Source organism: Microbacterium sp. (assembly GCF_047972865.1).
Lineage (GTDB): Bacteria > Actinomycetota > Actinomycetes > Actinomycetales > Microbacteriaceae > Microbacterium.
In genome coordinates this window covers 23,038-43,842 of record NZ_JBKEAY010000211.1, presented here as the reverse complement: position 1 = coordinate 43,842, position 20,805 = coordinate 23,038, and the positions used below count along the sequence as shown (strand labels likewise).

The window sequence follows — 20,805 nt, the reverse complement described above, 5'->3', positions numbered from 1 at the left end:
ATGAGATTACATTCATGTGCGGGGGACCCGGAGAACGCGATGAAGAAGAATCAGGCGGTGGCCGTCGTGGCTGGTACGGCATTGTTGGCGCTCGGAGTGACCGGTCCGGTCATGGCCGCGGTCGCCGATGCTCCCGGAGACGACGGGGTCGTGGTGGAGCCAGCGGCGATGGAGCAGGCTGCCGATGGCGGCGCCTCTCTCGACGTCGCGTACGAGGAGGCGAGTCGCCTCGACGGGTTCGCCGACGGCGGATGGTCCGAGCTCGACGGTGGCGCGGTCGAGATCGTCTGGCGCGGGGACATCACGAGTGACCTCGAGCGCGTGATCGACGGGGCAGCGACGCGGGGCGTCGAGGTCGTCGTCACGCAGGTCGGTCACTCCGCCGCCGAGATCGCGGCGGTGGTCGACCACGTGGCGACCGCACTCGACGAGAGCGGTTTGGCGTACGACGGCATTGGGATGACCGACGACTACTCCGGCGTCTTCGTCGAGGTCCCGCAGGATCGCGTGACCGACGGATACCTGGATCGCGTCGCCGAAGGAGCGGCCGGACAGATCCCGGTGTCGGTGTCGAGCATCGAGACGGGGTGGACCCCCGACGGTCCGCGGAGCGCGACGTTCGAAGCTCGAGCGGACTGAGCCCCGCCGGCCCGATCCCACCGACCGGCGATCAGAGTTCAGTCTCGGCGTCGGGGTGGTCGGTCTTCCCCGCCGCACGCCCGTTGCGCGCGGCGCGATGGGCGTGCGCGCGGACGGAATGATGAACGGGTCAGCGGCCGTGGCGGCGCGAGCCCGCCGCCGCGGGAGCTCGGGGTGGGTCAGCGGTTCCCGCGTGCCCGGAGGGCTGCGGCGGCATCGGCGGGCGTGAACCCGGTCGCGATGATCTTCGACAGGTCCAGCACGCTGTAGGCGGGGCGCGGGGCGATCGGGCCCGCCGCGTCGGCGAAGTACTCGGCGGTGGACACCGGGCGCACGCGGTCCGGGTCGTGCCCGGCGCCGGCGAACACCGCGGTGGCGACATCCGCCCACGACATCGGCTCCCCGTCGCCGGTGAGGTTGTACACCCCGTAGGCGGCGCCGCTGTCCAGCAGGTGACGGATGCCGCGCGCGATATCCTCCGTGAACGTCAGCCGCCCGATCTGGTCGGAGACCACCGCCGGGTTGACGCCGTTGTCGGCCAAGCGGGCCATCGTGTCGACGAAGTTCTTCCCCTCGCCGATCACCCAGGACGTCCGCACGATGTAATGGCGAGGCACCGTGGCGACGATGGCATCGGCGGCCGCCTTGGTCTGGCCGTACACGCCCACCGGGCACAGCGGGTCGTCCTCGCGGTAGGGCGCGTCGGCCGCGCCGTCGAAGACATAGTCGCTGGAGACGTGTACGAGCGTGATGCCGTGCGCGGCGGCGATACGGGCGAGCGCGCTGACCCCGGCGACGTTGGCAGCCCACGCGCCCCGGCGCCCCACCGCCGTCTCGGCCTCGTCCACTCGCGTGTAGGCGGCGGCGTTGATGATGGTTCCGTAGTCCCGCCAGCGGCGGGCATCACTCAGCCCCGGCGAGGTCAGATCCAGGTCTGCCCGGGTCGCGAAATCCACACCCGGCGCCGTGCCGTACGACTGCCGCAGCGCACGACCGAGCTGGCCATCGGCGCCGACGACGAGGACCCGGCGCGGTGGGACGGGGGTGACGTCGGACAACCGGGGGTGCGCGCGGTCCTTCGCCGAGATCTCCACCTCCGACAGCGGGATCGGCCACGCGATCGCCGCGGTCTCGTCGGCGAGGTTCAGGAACGAGTAGTCGGCGTCCGGTGACCAGTGGTCATTGACCAGATACGTATAGGCGGTATCCGGCTCCAGCGTCTGGTAGGCGTTTCCGACCCCGCGGGGGACGAAGATCGCGCGGGACGGATCGATCTCGGCGGTGAACACGGTGCCGAAGCCGGGTCCTTCGCGCAGGTCCACCCAGGCACCGAAGATGCGACCCGTCGCCACCGAGACCCATTTGTCCCACGGTTCGGCATGGATGCCGCGCGTCGTGCCGGCTGCGTCGTTGAACGAGATGTTGTTCTGCACCGGGCCGAAGTCGGCCAGGCCCAGCGCCGTCATCTTCTCGCGCTGCCAGTTCTCCTTGAACCAGCCGCGCGCGTCGCCGTGCACCGGCAGATCGAACACGACGAGGCCGTCGATCGGCGTCGGTGTGGCACTGAGCGTCTTGCCGAAGTCGGTCATCCCGGTCTCACTGCCCCTGGGCCGCGTAGAAGGCTTCGACGCCGTCCTTGGCCGGCGCCCACCAGGGCTCATTGCGGCGGTACCAGTCGATCGTCGCGGCCAGACCGGCCTCGAAGTCGCCGTAGGCGGGCCGCCATCCCAGTTCGGTGCGGAGCTTGGTGGAGTCGATCGCGTACCGCAGATCGTGGCCGGCACGGTCGGTCACGTGGTCGTACGCGTCGGCATCCTGACCCATCTGCGTGAGGATGAGCTCGACGACGGATTTGTTGTCCTTCTCGCCGTCGGCGCCGATGAGATAGGTCTCGCCGATGCGTCCGCGGTCGAGGATGGTCAGCACCGCCGAGGAGTGGTCGTCGGCGTGGATCCAGTCCCGTACGTTCTGCCCCGCCCCGTACAGCTTCGGGCGGATGCCGCGGATCACGTTCGTGATCTGGCGCGGGATGAACTTCTCGACGTGCTGGTACGGACCGTAGTTGTTGGAGCAGTTCGAGATCGTCGCGCGGACGCCGAACGAGCGTACCCAGGCGCGCACGAGCAGGTCGGAGCCGGCCTTGGTCGACGAGTACGGGGACGACGGGTTGTACGGGGTCGTCTCGGTGAATCGCGCGGGGTCGTCGAGCTCGAGATCCCCGTAGACCTCGTCGGTGGAGATGTGGTGCAGCCGGGTGTCGTGCCGGCGGGCGGACTCCAGCAGCGTGTACGTGCCGACGATGTTCGTGTCGAGGAAAGGGCGCGGGTCGTGCAGCGAGTTGTCGTTGTGCGACTCGGCGGCGTAGTGCACGACCGCATCCGCGTCGGCGAACAGCGTGTCCACCAGCTCGGCGTCGGCGATGTCGCCCTCCACGAGCGAGAACCGATCGGCGGGCAGTCCCGCCAGCGACGCACGGTTGCCCGCGTAGGTCAGCTTGTCGAGCACGGTGACGCGATGGTCGGTCGTGTCCAGCACGTAGTGGACGAAGTTCGATCCGATGAAGCCGGCACCGCCGGTGACGAGTAGGTGGGCCATCAGCGTCCCCTCTCCAGGGCGTCGAGCAGATAGGTGCCGTACCCCGATTTCACGAGCGTCTCGGCGCGCACCCGCAGTTCGTCGTCGCTCAGGAAGCCCTGGCGCCAGGCGACTTCCTCGGGCACGCCGATGGACATGCCGGTGCGCCGCTGCATCGTGCGCACGTACTCGGCGGCATCGGTCATCTGGTCGAACGTGCCGGTGTCCAGCCACGCCGTCCCTCGCGGCAGCACCTCCACCTGGAGCGTGCCGCGCTCGAGGTACGCGCGGTTCACGTCGGTGATCTCGTACTCGCCGCGCGCCGAGGGCGTGAGGTTCCGGGCGATCTCCACCACGTCGTTGTCGTAGAAGTAGAGGCCGGGGACGGCGTAGTTGCTGCGGGGGGCGGCCGGTTTCTCCTCCAGCGAGACGGCGAGTCCGTCATCGTCGAACTCGACGACGCCGTACGCGGTGGGCTCGCCCACCCAGTAGGCGAAGATGGCGCCGCCGTCCACCTCGGTGTAGCGGCTCAGGCGGCGCCCGAGCCCCGGCCCGTAGAGCAGATTGTCGCCGAGGACGAGCGACACCTTGTCGGCACCGATGAAGTCGGCACCGAGGGTGAACGCCTGGGCGAGGCCGTCCGGCGACGGCTGCTGGAGGTAGGAGAGGCGGATGCCGAATTGCGAGCCGTCGCCGAGCAGGCGCTCGAACGCGGGGCCGTCGTGCGGCGTCGTGATGATGAGCACGTCGTCGATTCCCGCGAGCATCAACGTCGACAGCGGGTAGTAGACCATCGGCTTGTCGTAGACGGGGATGAGCTGCTTGGACACGCCGCGCGTGATGGGATGCAGGCGGGTACCGGAGCCCCCAGCCAGGACGATGCCTTTCATATCCGCCATCCTCCCATGCGGCGACCGGTGGATCTGGCTGCGCCCATCCGTTCCCCGAAAGCGGCGTGTCACGCCACAGAAAAAGTCTCGGGGGTGGTAATCATCTGCCACTTCAGTAACACTGGACTCATGCACCCCTCTGTCAACCCGAGAAGGATGCTGCCCGCCGGAGTCACCCTCGTCGTGGGTGCGCTGCTGGCCGGGCTGCTGTCCTTCGCGACACCGGCGCCCGCCCGTGCCGCCGAGCTTCCCGGCTCGATCCTCGAGGGCGGCTACATCATCAGCGATGCCGCGTTCTTCGATTCCGACGCGCTCTCGGCCGGCCAGATCCAGAGCTTCCTCAACGCGCGCGTCCCCACCTGTCGTGCCACGTCCGGTCCCCCCTGCCTCAAGGACTTCGTGACCGACCTGCCGGCCAAGGCCGCCGATCGGTATTGCTCGTCGGTGGCGCGGCGGGACGACGCGACCGCCGCCGAGGTCATCTCGGCGGTCGCGGCCGCGTGCGGCATCAGCCCCAAGGTCATCCTCGTCATGCTCCAGAAGGAGCAGGGCCTGGTCACCTCGACGGCGCCGAGCAACTGGTCGTACCGCGCCGCGATGGGGCAGGCCTGTCCCGACACCGCGCCGTGTGACGCCGCGGCGGCGGGCTTCGTCAACCAGGTGTACCTCGGCGCGCGGCAGCTGCAGGTGTACACGAAGAACCCGACCTGGTTCAGCTACCGGGCCGGTCAGGTCAACACCATCAAGTGGCACCCGAACAATGCCTGCGGCAGTTCCCGGGTGTACATCCAGAATCAGGCCACGGCGAACCTGTACATCTACACGCCCTATCGCGCGAACGTCGCCGCGCTGGCCGCCGGATGGGCTTCGGGCGACTCGTGCTCGGCCTACGGCAACCGCAACTTCTACAACTACTACGTGGCGTGGTTCGCTCCGGGCGCCTCCTCGTCCTCGGGAGCGCCCGCGCAGATCCCGGCGTGCACGGTGCCGGCATCCGGCGACATCGCCGCCGCCTCGGGCACCCGGACGGTGACGCGGTCGACGACGCGCCGCACCGCTCCCACCTTCGTGTGCGACACTGGTTCCTCCTCGTTGTCGGCGGGGGCGACGGTGACCGCGACCGGTACCTACGGAGCCTGGACGCGGGCGACATCGGGCGGCAAGACAGTGTGGGTGCTCTCGAACGCGCTGTCGGGTGCGACCACGGGCACCGGCGCCGGCGACTCGTGCGCGGTGCCGTCCTCCTCGTCGATCAGCGCCGCCTCGGGCACCGCGGTGGTCGCCACCGATCGCCTGAACGCGCGCAAGGCTCCGACGACGGCCTGCACGACGGGTGTCGTGCAGATCGCGCGGGGGGAGAAGTACACCCGCACCGGTACCTACGGCTCGTGGTGGCGTCTGGAGATCGGGGGCGCCAGCTACTGGTCGCACAGCGACTACCTGAGCCTGGAGAGCACGCCCACGCCGGCGCCGGCGCCGACGGTGAAGGGCACGCCGATCACCCCGGTCACCCGGGAGATGAACGAGACGGCGACACTGCGCGTCGCACCGTCCCCGGATGCCGACGCTGTCATGGAACTGACCACCGGCACCAAGGTGCGCGCGACGGCGACGTCGGGATCGTGGCGCTTCGTGCACCGTGGTTCGCGTTCGGGCTGGCTGCCAGCCAGCACGATCCGGCGGGTGCAGCCGACGGTGTCGGTGCTCATGCGGGTGACCGACGACCTCAACCTGCGCAGCGCCGCCTCGACGACCGGCACGGTCCTGGCCCTGCTCGCGCCGCGGCGGCTGGTGATCGTCGAAGCCGGCAGCGGCGGCTGGCGGATGATCCGCTCCGGCTCCCTGCAGGGCTGGGTGGCCCGGTCCTACCTCGAACCGGTCACGGCCGTCACCACCACCAACCTGAACCTCCGCACGAGTCCCACCACGTCCAGCCGGGTGCAGACGGTCGTGCCGAAGGGAACGACGGTGACCGTGCGCGAACGCTCCGGGGTCTGGCGCAAGGTGATCGTGGGGTCGCGCACCGGATGGATGGCGGCGACATACCTGCGGTGACGCTTCTCTCAGCATCGGCTCGATTACTATGATCGGTGGCCTGCCGCGTTCGCGGTCGCACCCGAGAAAGAGACCGAGTGAGTGCACTTCCCGCCGATCTGAGCGAGTATGACGTCCCCGGCCGGGGACGGGGCATCCTCGATGTCTTCCGGCGACGCTACCTGCTCAAGCTCCTGGTGCAGAAGGGCACCGCGTTGCGCTACCGCAACTCGGTGCTCGGCTGGATCTGGTCGTACGTGCGCCCGACGATCCAGTTCTTCGTCTACTTCTTCGTCGTCGGTCACGTGCTGGGCCAGAACGGTCGCGTCGAGGACTACCCGCTGTACCTGTTCAGCGGCATCGTCGTCGTCAACCTCTTCAACGAGGCCTTCGGCCACGCGACGCGGTCGATCGTGTCGAACAAGTCCCTGGTGCGCAAGATCTACCTGCCGCGCGAGCTGTTCCCCATCTCGGCGGTCATCGGCTCGTTCATCCACTTCCTGCCGCAACTGGCGATCCTGCTGATCGTCGCAGTCGTCTTCGGCTGGGTGCCCACCTGGCTCTCGGTGCTGAGCCTGCTCGCCGGACTCGCGCTGATCCTCGCCTTCAGCACCGGCATCGGTGTGATGGCTTCGGCCTTCAACGTGCGCTTCCGAGACGCGCAGAACTTCGTCGAGATCGTGCGCACCATCGCCACCTGGTCGGCGCCCGTGCTGTACACCTGGGTGCTGCTGGAGGACAAGGTGCCGTTCTGGTTCTACGGAGCGTGGGCTTCGAGCCCGCTCACCGTGTCGGTCGAACTGTTCCATCAGGCGGTGTGGGGCCCGACGGTGACCGAGAACATCGGGCTTCCGCCGGAGTTCCCCGTGTTCGCGGGGGCCGCCGTCGCGTTCACGCTGGTCTGTCTCGTGCTGGGGCAGGTCGTGTTCCGTTCCTTCGAGCGCTCCTTCGCGCAGGACCTGTGATGCCGATGCCCCCTCAGACCGCGCCGTCGCCGCGCCCCAGCATCATCGTCCACCACGTCGTCAAGGAGTTCCGCAAGCGCAAGACGCGGTCGCTCAAGGATCTGCTGATCGCCGTCCTCCGCCGCAAGCGGGTCATCGGTGACCGCTTCCGCGCGCTCGACGACGTCTCCTTCTCCATCGAAGAGGGCGAGTCGGTCGCGATCCTCGGGTACAACGGCTCCGGGAAATCGACGACCCTCAAGCTCATTTCGGGCGTTCTCGAGCCCGACGCGGGGAAGGTGCTCACGCGCGGCCGCGTGGCCGGTCTCATCGAGGTCGGCGCGGGGTTCCACCCCGACCTCACCGGACGGGAGAACGTCTTCCTCAACGCCGCGATCCTCGGGATGAGCGAGGAGGAGACGAAGTCCCGGTTCGACGACATCGTCGCGTTCAGCGAGATCGGCGACTTCATCGATCAGGAGGTCTCGCACTACTCCTCCGGCATGTTCATGCGCCTCGCGTTCTCGGTCGCGATCCACGTCGAGCTCGACGTGCTCCTGGTCGACGAGGTGCTGGCGGTGGGGGATGCCCCGTTCCGCCGCAAGTGCGTGACCAAGATCAAGGAGCTCACCGCACGGGGGGTCACGATGGTCGTCGTCAGCCACAGCAGGGGCATGGTCAAATCGCTCTGCCCGCGCGGGATCGTGATCGAGAAGGGGCATGTCGTGTTCGACGGCGACATCGACGAGGCGCTGACGTACGTCGAGACGAAGTGAGCAGTGAGCGGACAGATATGACTCCCGAGACGCCGCACCGTCCCCGCATCCTCTGCGTCGGGGCCTACGAACGCGACAACTTCGGCGATCTGCTCTTCCAGATGGTCTCGGACCGTTATTTCACCGGGATGGATGTCGTCTACGCTGCCCCGTTCGCCTCGGACATGTCGGAGCTCACCGGTCACCACGTCCCCGCCTTCGGTCCGCTGCTGACCACCGAGACCTTCGACGCGGTCTGGACCGTCGGCGGCGAGGTCGGCGGAACCACCAACGAATACGCGTACATGACCGCCTTCGGCTGGCCCGCCGTCCGGGCACTCGAAGCCTCCCCGGCCGACCAGCGCCGCGCTCAGCTGGCCGAGCTGCAGGGCCCGATCCCGGTGGAGTCGCCCTATCTGCCGCGGGCCAGCGCCTACCCCGGCAGCCTCGGTGCGGCCACCGTGCTCAATTCGGTCGGGCTCTCACGCATCGCCGAGCTCGCGCCGATCCGCAAGGCGGGCCTGCTCGGCATCCTCCGCGAGGCCACCCGGATCTCGGTGCGGGACCGCCTCTCCAGCGCGTTCCTCGAGTCCGAGGACATCGCGCACACCCTCGACCCCGACCTCGTGCACGCCCTCGCCGTCTCGCGACCCCGCCCGGACCTCGTCCGCGGCGACTACGTCCTCGTCCAGGTGTCCGAGCCGCACTTGAAGAAGGTATCCGTCGAGGCGTTCGCCCAGGCACTCATCGACGGGCCGGTGTTCCGCGACAACCCGGTGCGACTGTTCCTGGCCGGCACCGCCCCCGGACACGATTCCGTGGAGGCCTACCAGCGCATCGTGGAGCTCGTCCTGGCGGCCGATCCCGAGCGCCGGATCACGATCAGTCAGATGCGCGACCCGTGGGACCGTGTCGACGAGATCGCCGCGGCCAAACTGTGGGTGGGGGGATCGCTGCACGGCCGCATCGTGGCGTGCGCGTACGGGGTGCCCCGCGTGAGCATCGCCAAGCGAAAACTCGACGAGTACGCCCAGACCTGGGACGACGCCATGCCCTGGGGCGTCGAGCCGCCGACGATGGCCGAGGCCGCCGAGACGGCCCTCGCGGTCACCGGCGACGATCGGGGCGAGACGCTCGGGCGGCAGGCGCACGACAACATGACCGCCGCGGTCGCTCACGTGCGGGCCTGGGCCGACTTCGGCGCACCCGCCGGACGCGCCGAGGAACTGTTCCAGCTGCGCAACCGGCAGTGGGATCGCCTGATGATCGAGGAGGGGCGCGCCGACGACCTCCGCCAGGAGCAGCAGCGGCGACGCGAGCGGGAAGAGGCGGAGCGCGCCGAACGAGCGCAGGCCGAACGGGAGCGGGCCGCGCAGGTGCGGGCCGAACGGGACCGGCTCGCCGCGCGGGAGGCGCGCCGGCCGAGCCGCCGGGCCCGCCGCTGGGTGCGCCGCACGGTGTCTCGGATGCGCAGACCGGGCCGTCCGTCGTGACGGCACAGCAGGAAGAGGGTACAGGGGTGCTGAAAGTCTCGGTCGTCATACCGACGTACGCGTCGGGGGAGGGGCTGGATCGAGTCGTGGCGTCGCTGGACGCGCAGACGCTGCCCCCCGCCGACTTCGAGGTGATCTTCGTCGACGACGGGTCACCGGACGACACGTTCGAGCGGCTGCAGGCGATCGCGGCGGAACGCCCGCACGTGCGGGTGCAGCAGATCGAGAACTCCGGCTGGCCGTGCCGGCCGCGCAACGTCGGCACCGACATGGCGCGCGGGGAATACGTCGCCTACATGGACCACGACGATCCGCTCTACCCGGACGCGTTGCGCGCCGCGTACGAATACGCCCACGCGCACGGTGCCGACGTGCTCAACGGCAAGGAGGCCCGCACCCACGACGCGGAGTGGGGGATCGGGACGTACGAGCAGGACGTCCCGAACTCCATCGGGCGCACCGACCAGCATCCGCTCATCCCGATGAACCCGCACAAGCTGTACCGACGCGCGTTCCTCAACGAGCACGGCATCCGCTTCCGGGAGGGCGGGCGCGTGGTGTGGGAGGACATCCTCTTCAACGTCAAGGTGGACCGTTACGCGAAGGTGATCTCCACCCTCGCCAGCACGCCGTACTACCACTGGCACGCCACCCCGGGGAGTGGCTCGAAGGGGTTCGTGAAGTCCGATCCGGCGTTCTGGGACTGGCTCGGCGAAGTGCTCAGCGACGTCGAGGAGGACCTCTCCGCTCCGGACCACGCGCTGCACCGGCGGCAGTTGCTGGCGCACCAGTACCGCGGCCGGGTGCTGTCGTCGTTCGACGGCAAGTACGCCGACCGCGAGCAGGCGGCGCAGGACCTCATCTACGAGCGATGCCGGCGGTTGCAGCAGGAGCACTTCCCGCCCGAGATCGACGACGACCTCAACCGGTTCCACCGGCTACGGGCCGAACTGCTCCGCGCCGGCGAACGGGATCTGCTCACCCGCCTGCCCGGTCACGACCCCGGCATCCCGGGCCGAGGGACGGCGACGCAGCTGCGGTGGGAGCAGGGCGTGCTCCACCTCGACGTCGCGGCGCGCTGGCAGACCGGTGCCGGGCGCAGGCACGCCCTGATCCGGCGCGACGAGCGCATCCTGCTCGCGCTGCCCACCGAGTACGACGGGCACGTCCCGGACTCCCGGCGCGACATGACCGACGAGATCGCCGCAGCGACCGTCCGCATCGGGCTGCGCTCGCGGGCGTCCCGGGTGACCTGGATGGCGCCGTCGACCTCGCAGGTGCACGTGACGGGCACCGCGGATGCCGTCGAGTTCGACCTCGTTGGCCACGCACGCATCGACCCGGAGACCGTCGTGTTCGGCCGCCCGCTGGAAGACGGCGTGTGGGACCTCAACGCCCGGTGCACCCTGGGCGGCACCGCGCAGCAGCAGCGGTTGCAGTCGGCGCTGGCTCCCCAGGTGTCCCTCGCCGGCGCCCGCCCGTACATCGCGTACTCCAACGCCGACGGCATCCTCACCGTCGACGTCGGGCAGACGCTGAAGACGATAGCGCGGGCCGCGCGCCCCGATGCCGCCGCGGCATCGGTGACCTATCCGGACGGTATCGCCCACGTGCGGGTGCCGCTCCTGGGTATCGAGACCGGTCCGGACGGCACGTGGCCGACGCGGGTCGCGGTGGAGCGCACCACGGCGGTGCGGCTGCTGCGGCGATGGTGGCGCACGGCGCGCACGCCGAAACCGGAACGCCGGAGCGTGGATGCCGGCGTCGAGGTCGCCGGGGGTACGGTCACCCTGGCTTTCGCCTTGCCGGCGGGTTGGCAGGCGGCCACAGCCGAGGTCGGAATCGACCATCCGGACACCGCGGGACCGCTCCGGGTGGGGAAGCGACGGACACTCCGATGACGACGACCGACACCGACAACGACACCGACGGCGACGACGACGCCGGCCCCCGCCGCGGCAACGCGGTGCTGCGCTGGATCCGCCGGTTCGTGCGCCGGGCCGCGAGCATCGAGACGTTCTTCGCGCTGTTCGCGTTGCTCGCGATCGCGGGCCTGTGGTCCTTCCCGTGGGCGATCGTGGTCGCGGCGCTCGCCGTCACCGGCGGCGCCCTCGTGCTGCTGCGCATCGACGAGCCGGACGGCCCCTGGACCGGCCGGTTCCTCGCCGCCCGGCTCGTGTTGGCCTCTGGCGCGCTGGTGCATTTCGCGTCCATGGCCGACGTCGTCCCGACGCTCGGGGCCCTGTTGACCGGCGTGGCTGTCATCGCCGGCTCGTTGTTGCGTCGCAGCGTCGTCCGGCTGGAATCGCCGGTCGCGGCCCACCTGGACGGGGTGAGCGGTTTCCGCAGCCTGGCGAGGGCAGGGAAAGCCGTGCACGTGACGATCTCGGTCGCGATCGTCGGCCTGGTGGCCGCGAGCGCGTTCGCCCTGCCCTGGCTCGGCGCCGTCGCGGGAATCGTCTCGGTGGGCGTGGTGGGCCTCCTCGGCTTCTCCTCGGTCGGGCAGAACCGGCGCCGGCGGCACGCGAGGGACAGCGCGCTGTCCACGCTGGCGAGCCTGGAGCCGGTGTTCTACCTGCACTGGGACGCCCCCTCCGAGGGCCATTACCAGGTGACGATGTGGGTGCCCTACCTCGCGCGCCTGGGCGTCCCCTTTGCGGTGATCGTGCGCACCCCGCGGCAACTGAAGACCCTGACGCCGCTGCTGGACGTGCCGATCGTGCTGTGCACGACGGCGAACGACATCGACCGTACCGTGGTCCCCAGTCTGCGAACTGTCTTCTACGTCAACACCGCGCTCCGAAACGCCCACTACCTCCGTTTCAACGAGCTGCACGCGGTGCAGCTCAATCACGGTGACTCGGACAAACCGGCCAGCGCCACGCGGCAGTTCCGTGCCTTCGACGTCAACTTCGTCGCCGGCCAGGCCGCCGTCGACCGGTTCGCGCACTACGGCATCGCGATGCCGCGTGAGCTGCTGCGGGTGGTCGGCCGTCCGCAGGTGGAGCCCATCCGGTCCGCGGGCCCGATCGGCGACGTGCCCACTGTCCTGTACGCCCCGACTTGGGGCGGGTACTTCGCCGACTCCGACCTGAGCAGTCTCCCGATCGGGATGCTCGTGATCGACGCGCTCCTGGCGCGCGGCTGTCGCGTCGTGTTCCGCCCGCACGCCTTCACCGACCGTCACGAGCACCACGCCGAGATGGCCGACCGCATCCGCGAGCGGCTCCGCGAGGACGCGTCCGCCACGGGACGGGAGCACGTGTTCGGCGCGGCCGCCGAGACCGAGATGACGATCTTCGACTGCTTCAACGGCAGCGACGCGATGATCTCGGACGTGTCGAGCATCGTCACCGACTATCTGTTCTCGGAGAAGCCGCTCGCGATGGTCGCGGTCAACACTCCCGCGGCGCGGTTCCGTGAGTCGTACCCCGTGGCCGCGGCGGCGTACGTTATCGACGCCGAATCCCCCGACGTCACCACCGTGCTCGACCAGATGCTCGGCGACGATCCGCTGCGGCCCGTGCGCGCGTCGTCACGGGCGTACTACCTGGGCGACTTCCCCCGCGAAGGCTACGTCGACAACTTCCTCCGCGCGGCCCGCGCGCAGCTGCAGGGCTGAGCCGCCGTCACCCGTCCGCGGAGGCCCGCTGCGCGGCCATCTGCGCGACCTGGACCGTCACGATCTGGCCGGTCAGGTCGGAGCCGATCACGTTGAGGGTGACACGCGCCACGTCGCCCGGGTCGAGCAACGTCCCCTCCGGCTCTTCCCCGAAGGCCTGGGTGCGCATCGGCGTGTGGGTGCGCTGCGGATTGATGCAGTTGATGCGCACCCCCGAGTCCGCCCACTCCTCGGCGAGGGCCTGCGTGAGGTTCACGACCCCCGCCTTGGTGGCGGAGTAGGTGCTGTAACCGGCGCGTCCCCGGGTGTACGAGCTGGACGTGAACAGCACGACCTGCCCGCCGGTGCCGGCGAGGTACCGGTGGGCCTCCCGGGCGACGATGGCGGGGGCGGTCAGATTGACCTGGATCGTCTCCTTCAGGTCGGACTTGCGGGTGTCGACCAGCGGTGCGATCCGCAGTACCCCGGCCGTCACGATCACCGCGTCGATGCGGCCGAAGCGTTCCTGCGCGGCGGCCAGGGCGGTGCGGACCGCCTTGCCCGAACGGACGTCGGTGCCGGTGGAGGACCGGCTGTACTCGGCGACATCCGCCCCCGCGGCGCGGGCCAGCTCCACGATCGACTCGCCGATGCCGTAGCTTCCCCCGAACACCACGACGGCCTGCCCGGACAGATCGGGCAGCGCCGTCATGTTCTCCAGTGAGAGGCTGGCGGACTGCAGCTGGAAGATCTTGTCGGCGATGTGCACGTCGATCGGCTCGGTGACCTTCATGTTCTCGGGGGTGCCTTCGACCACGAAGATCGGGGTGTCCGGGAGGTAGCGGAACACGACGCCGCAGTCGTCGGTCGCCGTGAAGCCGGGGTCGCCGGCGGCCGCGTCGTAAGCGGCGCGGATGGTGCCGAGGCGGAACGCCTGCGGGGTCTGGCCGCGGCGGAGCGTCGACCGGTCCGGCATGTCGCTGATGTGGCTGTGCGCGTCCACCTGGATGATGGTGTCCGCCGACGCGATCGCGGTGTCGACCGCGTCGTAGCGGTCCAGCGCGTCGACGCAGTCGCGAATGATGCGATCGTCGATGAACGGCCGCACCGCGTCGTGGAAGAGGACCTTCGTCCCGTCGCCCTCGGTGGCCGCGATCGCCGCGATGGCGCGCTGAGTCGTCTCATTGCGGCTGTCGCCGCCGGGCAGGATACGCGTCAGCTTCGGAAAGCGGGTCTCGTCCAGCAGGTGGTCGAGCTCTCCGATCGAGGCGGCGTTCATCATGATGAGCACTTCGTCGACGACGGGACTGGCGCACAGCGCCTCGAGAGTGTGCTCGACGATCGCCTTGCCGGCGATCTTGATCAGCTGCTTCGGGATGCCGAGCCCGACGCGCACGCCGATGCCTCCGGCCAGGAGGACCGCGACGGTGCGGTCGTCGGTGGGGTTGTTCACGGGGGTCCTTCGTCGCGGTGATCAGGGGGCTTCGGGAAGCCGTCTCCCCGATTGTAGGCGGGCGGGCGCGTCACGCCCCGTCCGGCGTCGGTGCGTCGCCGCGCGGGCCTCCAGCCCGGCCAGCACGCGGGCCGCGATGGCGTCCGCGCAGGGGGTGTGCCCGGCTGCGGGCGGCGCATCGGGCACCTCGACCCAGGTGCGGCCGAAGGCCTCGGCATCCTCGGCGGTCGCTTCTGCCGCCGCGAGCGACGCCGCCAGCTGCCTGAGGTCAGACACGACGGGGCCGGGCAGATCGTGCCGGTAGTCCAGGTAGAAGTCCCGCGCCTCGAGGTAGTCGTCGAGGTCGGGTGCGAGGAAGTACTGCGGGACGGCGTAGAGGGCCGCCTCGAACACGACCGAGGAGTAGTCGGTGATGAACACGTCGGCGATGGCGAGCAGGTCCTGTGTCGAGAAGCCGGGCGCGGTGTCGACCGCGGAGTCGAGGGTGCGGCCCATCAGCGGATGCAGCTTCGTGACGGTGTGGTAGCCGACCTCCCGGAGCGTCGCGGTGAGCTCGCCCGGATCGACGGAGATCGAGCCGTCGAGCCGGAAGGTCGGTGCGAACACCGCGATCGGCCCGTCGGCCAGGTGCGGGTGAGCGGCCAAGATGAGGTCGCGCATCGCGGCGCGCCGGCGCGGATCGCGCAGGCGGTCCACGCGCGGCAACGGGGACACGGCGACCCGGTCGATCGGGGTGTTGAGCGCTTCGGCGAACGCCGCCCGGCTGCGCTCGCTGCTGGTGAGCACGACGTCGTACCCCTCGTGCATCCGCATCGCGCGGGAGAGTCGCACGTCGCGCCCCTCCGGGCGTCCGAGGATGCTGCTGCCGAACTTCTTGAACGCTCCGAGCGCGTGCCAGATCTGCATCACGGTCAGCTCCGGCCGGTGACGCAGCATGCTCGCTGCGACGGCGTAGGTGTCGACGATGAGAACCCGCGCGGTCGCAACGTGGTAGAGCTGGCGCAGGACGTGCCCGATGTACCGGACCCGAGCGACCCCGCCCGGCGGCACCATCTTGACCAGCATGACCACCGTGACCTGAGGGTCGGCGCGCGCGATGGCCTCGGCGAGGTCGACGAAGTCATCCGGCACGCTCGAGTGCTCCCGGCTGAGCATGACGACCTTGCGCCGCAGCGGCAAGAGCTTCAGCGGGGCGTACACGGCGCGCATCAGGGCGCGTATCGCGTGGGCTGCCGCGACGTTGACGCCGATGGCCCCTTCGACGCGCGTCGGGGTCAGCTCTCCCGCGCCGGGGGCGATCGTGGCGCGGTTCGCCCCCGGCGGCGGGGCCAGCAGGAGGGAGCGGACGATGCGTTCGCTGCTGCGCCCGTCCAGGCCGGCGGTGAACTCCTCGGCGAAGGCCGCCCGGCGCTGCGGATCCACTTCGGCGGCGCGGATGGCCTCGGCCAGACCGGCCGGATCGGTCACGACGGGCCCGAGGGCGTAGTGCTCGAAGGGGCGATAGAACGAGCGGGCACCGACGTACTCGTCCAGATCCGGGGCGAACAGCACGATGGGCCGATCCAGCAAGGCGAACTCGAAGATCGACGAGGAGTAGTCGGTCACCAGGACGTCGGTGGCCATGAGCAGGTCGTTCATGTCGCCGCCGGAGGCGTCGATCACGCCGTCCGGGAGGGGTGGCGACGCGACGAACGGGTGCGGTCGTACGGCGAGCCGGTACCCCGGGCCGAGGGCTGCGGCGAGCCGCGCGGGATCGACCGTGCCGTCGGCGACCGCGCTCAGCTGCCCGTTGCCGCGGAATGTCGGGGCGAACAGCACCAGGCGGTCGTCTGCTCCGACGTCCAGCCGCTCACGGACCCGCCGGGCCGTCGCGTCCACGCGCGCGGCATCGAAGAACGCGTCGGTGCGCGGCACCCCCAGCGCGTGCACGCGGGAGACATCGATGCCGTAGGCCTCGGCGTAATCCGCGCGGATGCCCTCGGAACTGACCGTCGCATCGGTGTAGTTGCGGTGAATGTTGCTCCCCGGCACCGGACCCCCGGGAAGTCCGGCACGGCTGTGGCCGACTTGCTTGAAGGCGCCGGCGGCGTGCCACACCTGGACCAGCCGCGTGTCCGGGCGGATGCGCAGCGGGTAGATCAGGGGGTAGAAGTCGTCGAGGACGATCGCGCGGCTGGTCGCCATCAGGTACGGCAGCCGCACGATGTCACGCAGTCGTCTCGGTGTGCGCAAACCGTTCTTGAACACGCCGACCACCTCGGCGTCGGGGCGTTGCCGGATCAGCTCGTCCCGGAGGAAGGCGAGGTTGCCGGCGAAGTCGCCGGACGAGTCGGACAGGAACAGGTACCGGTCGTCACGGACGCGCAGTCCCCGCGACAGCAGGTGGTAGGGCACCGCGTAGGGCAGGAACCGCACGGCGCGCAGCAGGCGGCTTCGTCGAAGGAATCGGCGCATGTGTCCGCTCGGAGTCGGGGACTAGGGGCATCCTCGATTCTACCGGCGCGGGAACTCAGGCCTGGGGCGGCGCCGAACGAAAGCGCTCGTCGATGCGGCTGCGCCAGCCCTTGACCAGCGATGTCCGGCTGGCGCAGACGACCAGGAGGAACCACCCGTATCCGCCGAGCAGGGAACTGGTGACGACCGAATCCGAGAGCAGGCACACCAGGATCAGCGGTGACCACGTGTACATCGTGGAGCGGCGCTCCGACGCGGTCACCCACGACCGGGCCAGCGCCAGCCCGGCGAATGCGGCGAACAGGGCCACCCCCACCGACCCCGCCTGCAGCAGCATGTCCACCCAGGCGTTTAGGGCCGACGCATGACCGGAGTCGGTGAGGAAGCGGAGGTAGCTGAACGGCAGGCCCGCGTCTGGCCACGTCCCGATCCACCCCCACCCCTGGACGGGGCGGAGGGCGCTGAGGTCCAGCACCGCGTTCCACAGCTGCGACCGCGCCAGGAAGTCCGGCTCCGCGTTGAGCCAGTGCACCAGGGGGCGCCGGAACACCGAGACCAGGAGGAGGGTGACCACGACCGCCGAGGCGAGCAGGATCTGCACCGTGGGCCGGGTCCGCGGCGGGGTGCGACGCACCAGGACCAGGATCCCGGTCGCGCCGCCCACGACGACCGCCATGACCAGGACGATGGGGGAGGCGGTGAAGACCGCGCAGACGGCGGCCATGACGACCGAGAACAGCGAGGTCCCGGGCGAGACCGACCGGGTCCGCCACTCCACGAGGAACGTCACGAGGGCGATCATGGCGACCAGGCCGAGCTGCGTGCGGGTGCCGAACACGCCTTGGATCGGACCGCCCGTGGCGAGGTTGCCGGCGACGCCGAGGAACGGGATGGGCAGATCCAGCAGGATGCCGCTGAGCAGCTCCACCCCGAGCGAGGTCGTCAGCAGCACCCGGAGCACGTCGCCGGTGGCTCGCACGGTCTGCAGGGTGTCGCGGAACTGGGCGACGACGATCGCGAGGAAGGTCGGGCCGCCCAGCTGCAGCCACCCCGCGACGCTCGCCGGCGGCGACGCCGACCACAGCGACGTCGCCAGCAGCCACAGCATCAGCAGCGCGAGCGTGGTCGGCATGAGCTCCAGCCAGCGCCACTCCTCCCGGCGCGCGATCAGGATCGCCCCGCCCAGCACGCACAGCGTCACCACGATCGATCCGAAACCCGCGTCGCCCATCAGCTGGCGCAGCAGGTGGGTCGTGAACAGCGCCCCGATCGCCGCGGTCGCGAACGCCGCGGCGAACTCGCTGGAGCGGAGGAACTCCGGCACCGACCGGGGCACCCCCCTCATGAGTCGATCAGCCGCTCGCCCTGCTCGCCCACCAGGCGCTGTTCGGAGGGCCCACGCCCCAGGAGCGGCGCCTGCTTGATCTTGAACGCCAGCATCACCAGGAACATCCATCCCCAGCCCAGCAGCGGGGTGGACTCCGCCATCCCCTGCACGATGAGGATCGCGCCCACGAGCGTGGGCAGCAGGGTGATCGGCGAGTACGGCCGGTCGGCGACGAGGTCCCAGCGGGGCCGGTCCACGGCGAAGAACCACGACCGCCACACGAAGGCGAGGTACGCCAGACCCGCCAGCACGACGCCGATGATCCCGAGCTGGAACAGCACATCAATCCACATGTTGTGGGCCTGCATGACGGTCACGCCGTGGTCCACGATCCAGCCGTCGAAGCCGGCCTCATCGGGGACCCACGGTGTGGAGTACCCCCAGCCGAGCACCGGGCGCTGGGCGATGCGGTCGCCCACGGCCGCCCAGATCGCCTCGCGTCCGGTGAGATCGGCCGACCGGCCGAGCACGGCGAGGACGGTCCCGCGCAACGTCCACATCGCGGTCAGTGCGGCGGCGCCGACGATGGCGAAGATCACGTAGTTCCGGGTGCGGTCGGCGGGGCGCCGCGCCCGGCGCATCGACAGGGCCGCTGCCAGGACCAGCACCGCCAGTGCGGCGGCCACCGTCGCGGTCGCCGAGGCCGCGCGGACGAACAGGAACGCCGCGAGTGCCATCCAGCCGATGAGGAGTGTCCGGCGGGGGGCTGCGGAGGCGTACCGCAGGGCGAAGACGATGACGGCGAGCAGGGCGACGTACGCGAGGGCGTTGGCGTTCCCGAAGATCCCCTGCAGCCGGCCGCCGTCGAAGAGGTTGTCGCGGGACCACAGCACGATCGGATCGTCGACGGGACCGGTGGGGCGCACGAACCCCGGCAGGATCGGCCCGCCCCAGATGCAGGACACCCACAGTTCGAACAGGATCGACAGTGACAGCACCCACTTGAGCGCCGAGGCGATGCTGCGCACCAGCTCCCGCCACGTCAGCATCGTGGCCACGAAGACGCCCTGACCGGTGGTGACCAGCAGGAGGAACAGGGTGACCGTCGTGGCCGCCGGCCACGCGCTCCACATCAGCGAGGCGACCGCCCACAGCACGTAGAGCACCCCGAACCAAGGCAGCCGGGGCCCGTGCACCCCCGGGCGGAGTACGAGCCACAAGGCGATGGAGACGACGGCGGTGACGGCGCACACGATGCCCGTGACGGTCGCGCCGAACGCCATCAGCCAGCCGGTGCCGGCCACGGCGGTGGCGAGCAGGAAGATGCACCACCCGCGCAGCAGGATGTGGCCGGTCGTCTCACGCACCGGCGCGGTCGGCGGCGCCGAGACCGGGTGGCTGGTGTGGGCGGTCATGGTCCGATCAGGCTACCGCGCTCCTCTGCGCCGCAGATGTGCTCGTCTACGCTGAACGGTGTGCTCGTGACGATATCGAACCGGCCGCGTGACTATGCCTGGGGGTCGACGACACTCCTGGCCGACCTGGAGGGTCGCCGCCCCAGCGGGACCCCCGAGGCGGAGGTGTGGTTCGGGGATCATCCGGGCTCGCCCTCCCGCGTCGACGGCGGTGATGACACGCTGGACCGGGTGCGCGCCCAGGCGGGGCGGCCACCGCTGCCCTTTTTGGTGAAGCTGCTCGCCGCCGGGGCGCCGCTGTCGATCCAAGCGCACCCTTCCCGCGCGCAGGCCGAGCGCGGATGCGCGCGGGAAGACGCGGCGGGCATCCCGCGCGATGCCCCCGAGCGCACCTACCGGGACGCCAACCACAAGCCGGAACTCATCGTGGCCGTGAGCGAGAGTTTCCAGGCCCTCGCGGGGCTGCGTCCGCTCGCGCGCACGCGGCGGCTTCTCGACGGGCTCGGCGATGCACCCGGCGTCCGTGCGCTCGCGGCGCGGCTGCAGGGCCCGGACGAGGCCACGGCGCTCCGCGACACGGTGCGGTGGCTGCTCTCCGGCCGCGCGCAGGGGGAGGTGGCCGAGATCATCGCCGCCGTGGGCAGGGCAGCAGGCGGCGAGTTCTCCGCCGAGCTCACCGCGCTCGGTGCGATCGCGCGCGCCTACCCGCGTGACCCCGGTGTCGTGGTGGCGCTGCTGATGAACCTCGTGCGGTTGCGGCGCGGCGAAGCGCTCTTCGTCGCCGCCGGCGTCCTGCACGCGTACGTGGCGGGCCTGGGCGTCGAGGTGATGGCTGCCAGCGACAACGTGCTGCGCGGGGGGCTGACGCCCAAGCACATCGACGTCGCAGAACTGCTGTCGATCGTCGACACCGCCCCGGCGGATCCGCCCGTCCTGGTGCCGCGCACGGCGGGTGCCGACTCGGTGTACGACCCCGGCGTCCCCGACTTCCTCGTCACGCGTCTCGCGATCGACGGCGACGCGCGGGACGTGGCCCTGCGCGGGGCGGCGATCGCGGTGGTCACCGCCGGGGAGGTCACCGTCGCGGCCGGGGGCGTCGAGCGCGTGCTGCGGCCGGGGTGTGCCGTGTACGCGGACGCGGAGGATAGGATCCGGGTCGGCGGACGCGGCGAGGTCTTCCTGGTCGGCGAAGGCTCGGCCGCAGTTGCCGAAACGTGAGCGTGTCG

15 protein-coding genes are annotated in these 20,805 nt (G+C 70.4%); 8 read left to right on the top strand and 7 right to left on the bottom strand.

Annotated elements, in window-relative coordinates:
* Positions 1 to 39 precede the first annotated feature (39 nt).
* On the top strand, positions 40 to 639 hold the full coding sequence (locus ACK5KK_RS12875) for a hypothetical protein (RefSeq protein ID WP_416890482.1): 600 nt from the start codon (positions 40 to 42) through the stop codon (positions 637 to 639).
* A gap of 179 nt (positions 640 to 818) precedes the next feature.
* Here the strand turns inward: ACK5KK_RS12875 and ACK5KK_RS12870 are convergent, their stop codons facing one another.
* From ACK5KK_RS12870 to rfbA, 3 genes are read right to left on the bottom strand one after another with little or no spacing between them, the layout of a single operon-like run.
* A complete protein-coding gene (locus ACK5KK_RS12870; protein ID WP_416890481.1) occupies positions 819 to 2,228 on the bottom strand; it encodes a sugar nucleotide-binding protein in 1,410 nt (469 codons plus the stop codon).
* A 7-nt stretch (positions 2,229 to 2,235) separates the two neighbouring features.
* Complete coding sequence (gene rfbB / locus ACK5KK_RS12865) at positions 2,236 to 3,234, bottom strand: dTDP-glucose 4,6-dehydratase (protein ID WP_416890480.1); 999 nt, start codon at positions 3,232 to 3,234, stop codon at positions 2,236 to 2,238.
* Complete coding sequence (gene rfbA / locus ACK5KK_RS12860; RefSeq protein ID WP_416890479.1) at positions 3,234 to 4,103, bottom strand: glucose-1-phosphate thymidylyltransferase RfbA; 870 nt, start codon at positions 4,101 to 4,103, stop codon at positions 3,234 to 3,236. Before rfbA ends, rfbB begins: the two co-directional genes overlap by 1 nt.
* Before the next feature lie 129 nt (positions 4,104 to 4,232).
* Here rfbA and ACK5KK_RS12855 point away from each other — a divergent pair, with 129 nt between their 5' ends.
* The 6 genes from ACK5KK_RS12855 to ACK5KK_RS12830 all read left to right on the top strand — a co-directional run bounded on the left by ACK5KK_RS12855 (position 4,233) and on the right by ACK5KK_RS12830 (position 12,951).
* Positions 4,233 to 6,158 carry an SH3 domain-containing protein gene (locus ACK5KK_RS12855; protein WP_416890478.1) on the top strand — a complete coding sequence of 642 codons (1,926 nt, stop codon included), beginning with the start codon at positions 4,233 to 4,235 and terminating at the stop codon, positions 6,156 to 6,158.
* A gap of 77 nt (positions 6,159 to 6,235) precedes the next feature.
* The gene (locus tag ACK5KK_RS12850; protein ID WP_416890477.1) at positions 6,236 to 7,102 is read left to right on the top strand and encodes an ABC transporter permease; all 867 of its coding nucleotides are present in this window, start codon (positions 6,236 to 6,238) and stop codon (positions 7,100 to 7,102) included.
* 5 nt (positions 7,103 to 7,107) lie between these two features.
* Positions 7,108 to 7,857, top strand: a complete 750-nt coding sequence (locus ACK5KK_RS12845) for an ABC transporter ATP-binding protein (protein WP_416890489.1) — start codon at positions 7,108 to 7,110, stop codon at positions 7,855 to 7,857.
* A gap of 17 nt (positions 7,858 to 7,874) precedes the next feature.
* Positions 7,875 to 9,329, top strand: a complete 1,455-nt coding sequence (locus ACK5KK_RS12840; protein WP_416890476.1) for a polysaccharide pyruvyl transferase family protein — start codon at positions 7,875 to 7,877, stop codon at positions 9,327 to 9,329.
* Positions 9,330 to 9,355: 26 nt separating this feature from the next.
* Positions 9,356 to 11,230 (top strand): glycosyltransferase family 2 protein, encoded by a 1,875-nt coding sequence (locus tag ACK5KK_RS12835; RefSeq protein WP_416890475.1) that lies wholly within the window; start codon positions 9,356 to 9,358, stop codon positions 11,228 to 11,230.
* Positions 11,227 to 12,951 carry a CDP-glycerol glycerophosphotransferase family protein gene (locus tag ACK5KK_RS12830; RefSeq protein WP_416890474.1) on the top strand — a complete coding sequence of 575 codons (1,725 nt, stop codon included), beginning with the start codon at positions 11,227 to 11,229 and terminating at the stop codon, positions 12,949 to 12,951. The genes ACK5KK_RS12835 and ACK5KK_RS12830 overlap by 4 nt, the downstream gene beginning before the upstream one ends.
* Before the next feature lie 7 nt (positions 12,952 to 12,958).
* Here ACK5KK_RS12830 and ACK5KK_RS12825 read toward each other — a convergent pair whose 3' ends face one another.
* The 4 genes from ACK5KK_RS12825 to ACK5KK_RS12810 are packed head-to-tail and all read right to left on the bottom strand — an operon-like array spanning position 12,959 to position 19,579.
* Positions 12,959 to 14,383: an SDR family NAD(P)-dependent oxidoreductase gene (locus tag ACK5KK_RS12825; RefSeq protein ID WP_416890473.1), complete on the bottom strand. Its 1,425-nt coding sequence runs from the start codon at positions 14,381 to 14,383 to the stop codon at positions 12,959 to 12,961.
* A gap of 21 nt (positions 14,384 to 14,404) precedes the next feature.
* Positions 14,405 to 16,837 (bottom strand): CDP-glycerol glycerophosphotransferase family protein, encoded by a 2,433-nt coding sequence (locus ACK5KK_RS12820; protein WP_416890472.1) that lies wholly within the window; start codon positions 16,835 to 16,837, stop codon positions 14,405 to 14,407.
* A 55-nt stretch (positions 16,838 to 16,892) separates the two neighbouring features.
* Complete coding sequence (locus tag ACK5KK_RS12815; protein WP_416890471.1) at positions 16,893 to 18,182, bottom strand: O-antigen ligase family protein; 1,290 nt, start codon at positions 18,180 to 18,182, stop codon at positions 16,893 to 16,895.
* Positions 18,179 to 19,579, bottom strand: coding sequence for an O-antigen ligase family protein (locus ACK5KK_RS12810; protein WP_416890470.1), 1,401 nt, complete (start codon positions 19,577 to 19,579; stop codon positions 18,179 to 18,181). The genes ACK5KK_RS12815 and ACK5KK_RS12810 overlap by 4 nt, the downstream gene beginning before the upstream one ends.
* Before the next feature lie 66 nt (positions 19,580 to 19,645).
* Between ACK5KK_RS12810 and manA the strand changes: the two genes are divergently transcribed.
* The gene (gene manA / locus ACK5KK_RS12805; RefSeq protein ID WP_416890469.1) at positions 19,646 to 20,797 is read left to right on the top strand and encodes a mannose-6-phosphate isomerase, class I; all 1,152 of its coding nucleotides are present in this window, start codon (positions 19,646 to 19,648) and stop codon (positions 20,795 to 20,797) included.
* Positions 20,798 to 20,805 lie beyond the last annotated feature (8 nt).

What these genes read in the sequence shown, in the direction of transcription:
- rfbB (WP_416890480.1), bottom strand. Translation starts at nt 3,234, where the DNA reads ATGGCCCACCTACTCGTCACCGGCGGTGCCGGCTTCATCGGATCGAAC.
- ACK5KK_RS12815 (WP_416890471.1), bottom strand. Translation starts at nt 18,182, where the DNA reads ATGAGGGGGGTGCCCCGGTCGGTGCCGGAGTTCCTCCGCTCCAGCGAG.
- ACK5KK_RS12840 (WP_416890476.1), top strand. Translation starts at nt 7,875, where the DNA reads ATGACTCCCGAGACGCCGCACCGTCCCCGCATCCTCTGCGTCGGGGCC.
- ACK5KK_RS12820 (WP_416890472.1), bottom strand. Translation starts at nt 16,837, where the DNA reads ATGCGCCGATTCCTTCGACGAAGCCGCCTGCTGCGCGCCGTGCGGTTC.
- ACK5KK_RS12845 (WP_416890489.1), top strand. Translation starts at nt 7,108, where the DNA reads ATGCCCCCTCAGACCGCGCCGTCGCCGCGCCCCAGCATCATCGTCCAC.
- ACK5KK_RS12870 (WP_416890481.1), bottom strand. Translation starts at nt 2,228, where the DNA reads ATGACCGACTTCGGCAAGACGCTCAGTGCCACACCGACGCCGATCGAC.
- ACK5KK_RS12855 (WP_416890478.1), top strand. Translation starts at nt 4,233, where the DNA reads ATGCACCCCTCTGTCAACCCGAGAAGGATGCTGCCCGCCGGAGTCACC.
- rfbA (WP_416890479.1), bottom strand. Translation starts at nt 4,103, where the DNA reads ATGAAAGGCATCGTCCTGGCTGGGGGCTCCGGTACCCGCCTGCATCCC.
- ACK5KK_RS12875 (WP_416890482.1), top strand. Translation starts at nt 40, where the DNA reads ATGAAGAAGAATCAGGCGGTGGCCGTCGTGGCTGGTACGGCATTGTTG.
- ACK5KK_RS12830 (WP_416890474.1), top strand. Translation starts at nt 11,227, where the DNA reads ATGACGACGACCGACACCGACAACGACACCGACGGCGACGACGACGCC.
- ACK5KK_RS12810 (WP_416890470.1), bottom strand. Translation starts at nt 19,579, where the DNA reads ATGACCGCCCACACCAGCCACCCGGTCTCGGCGCCGCCGACCGCGCCG.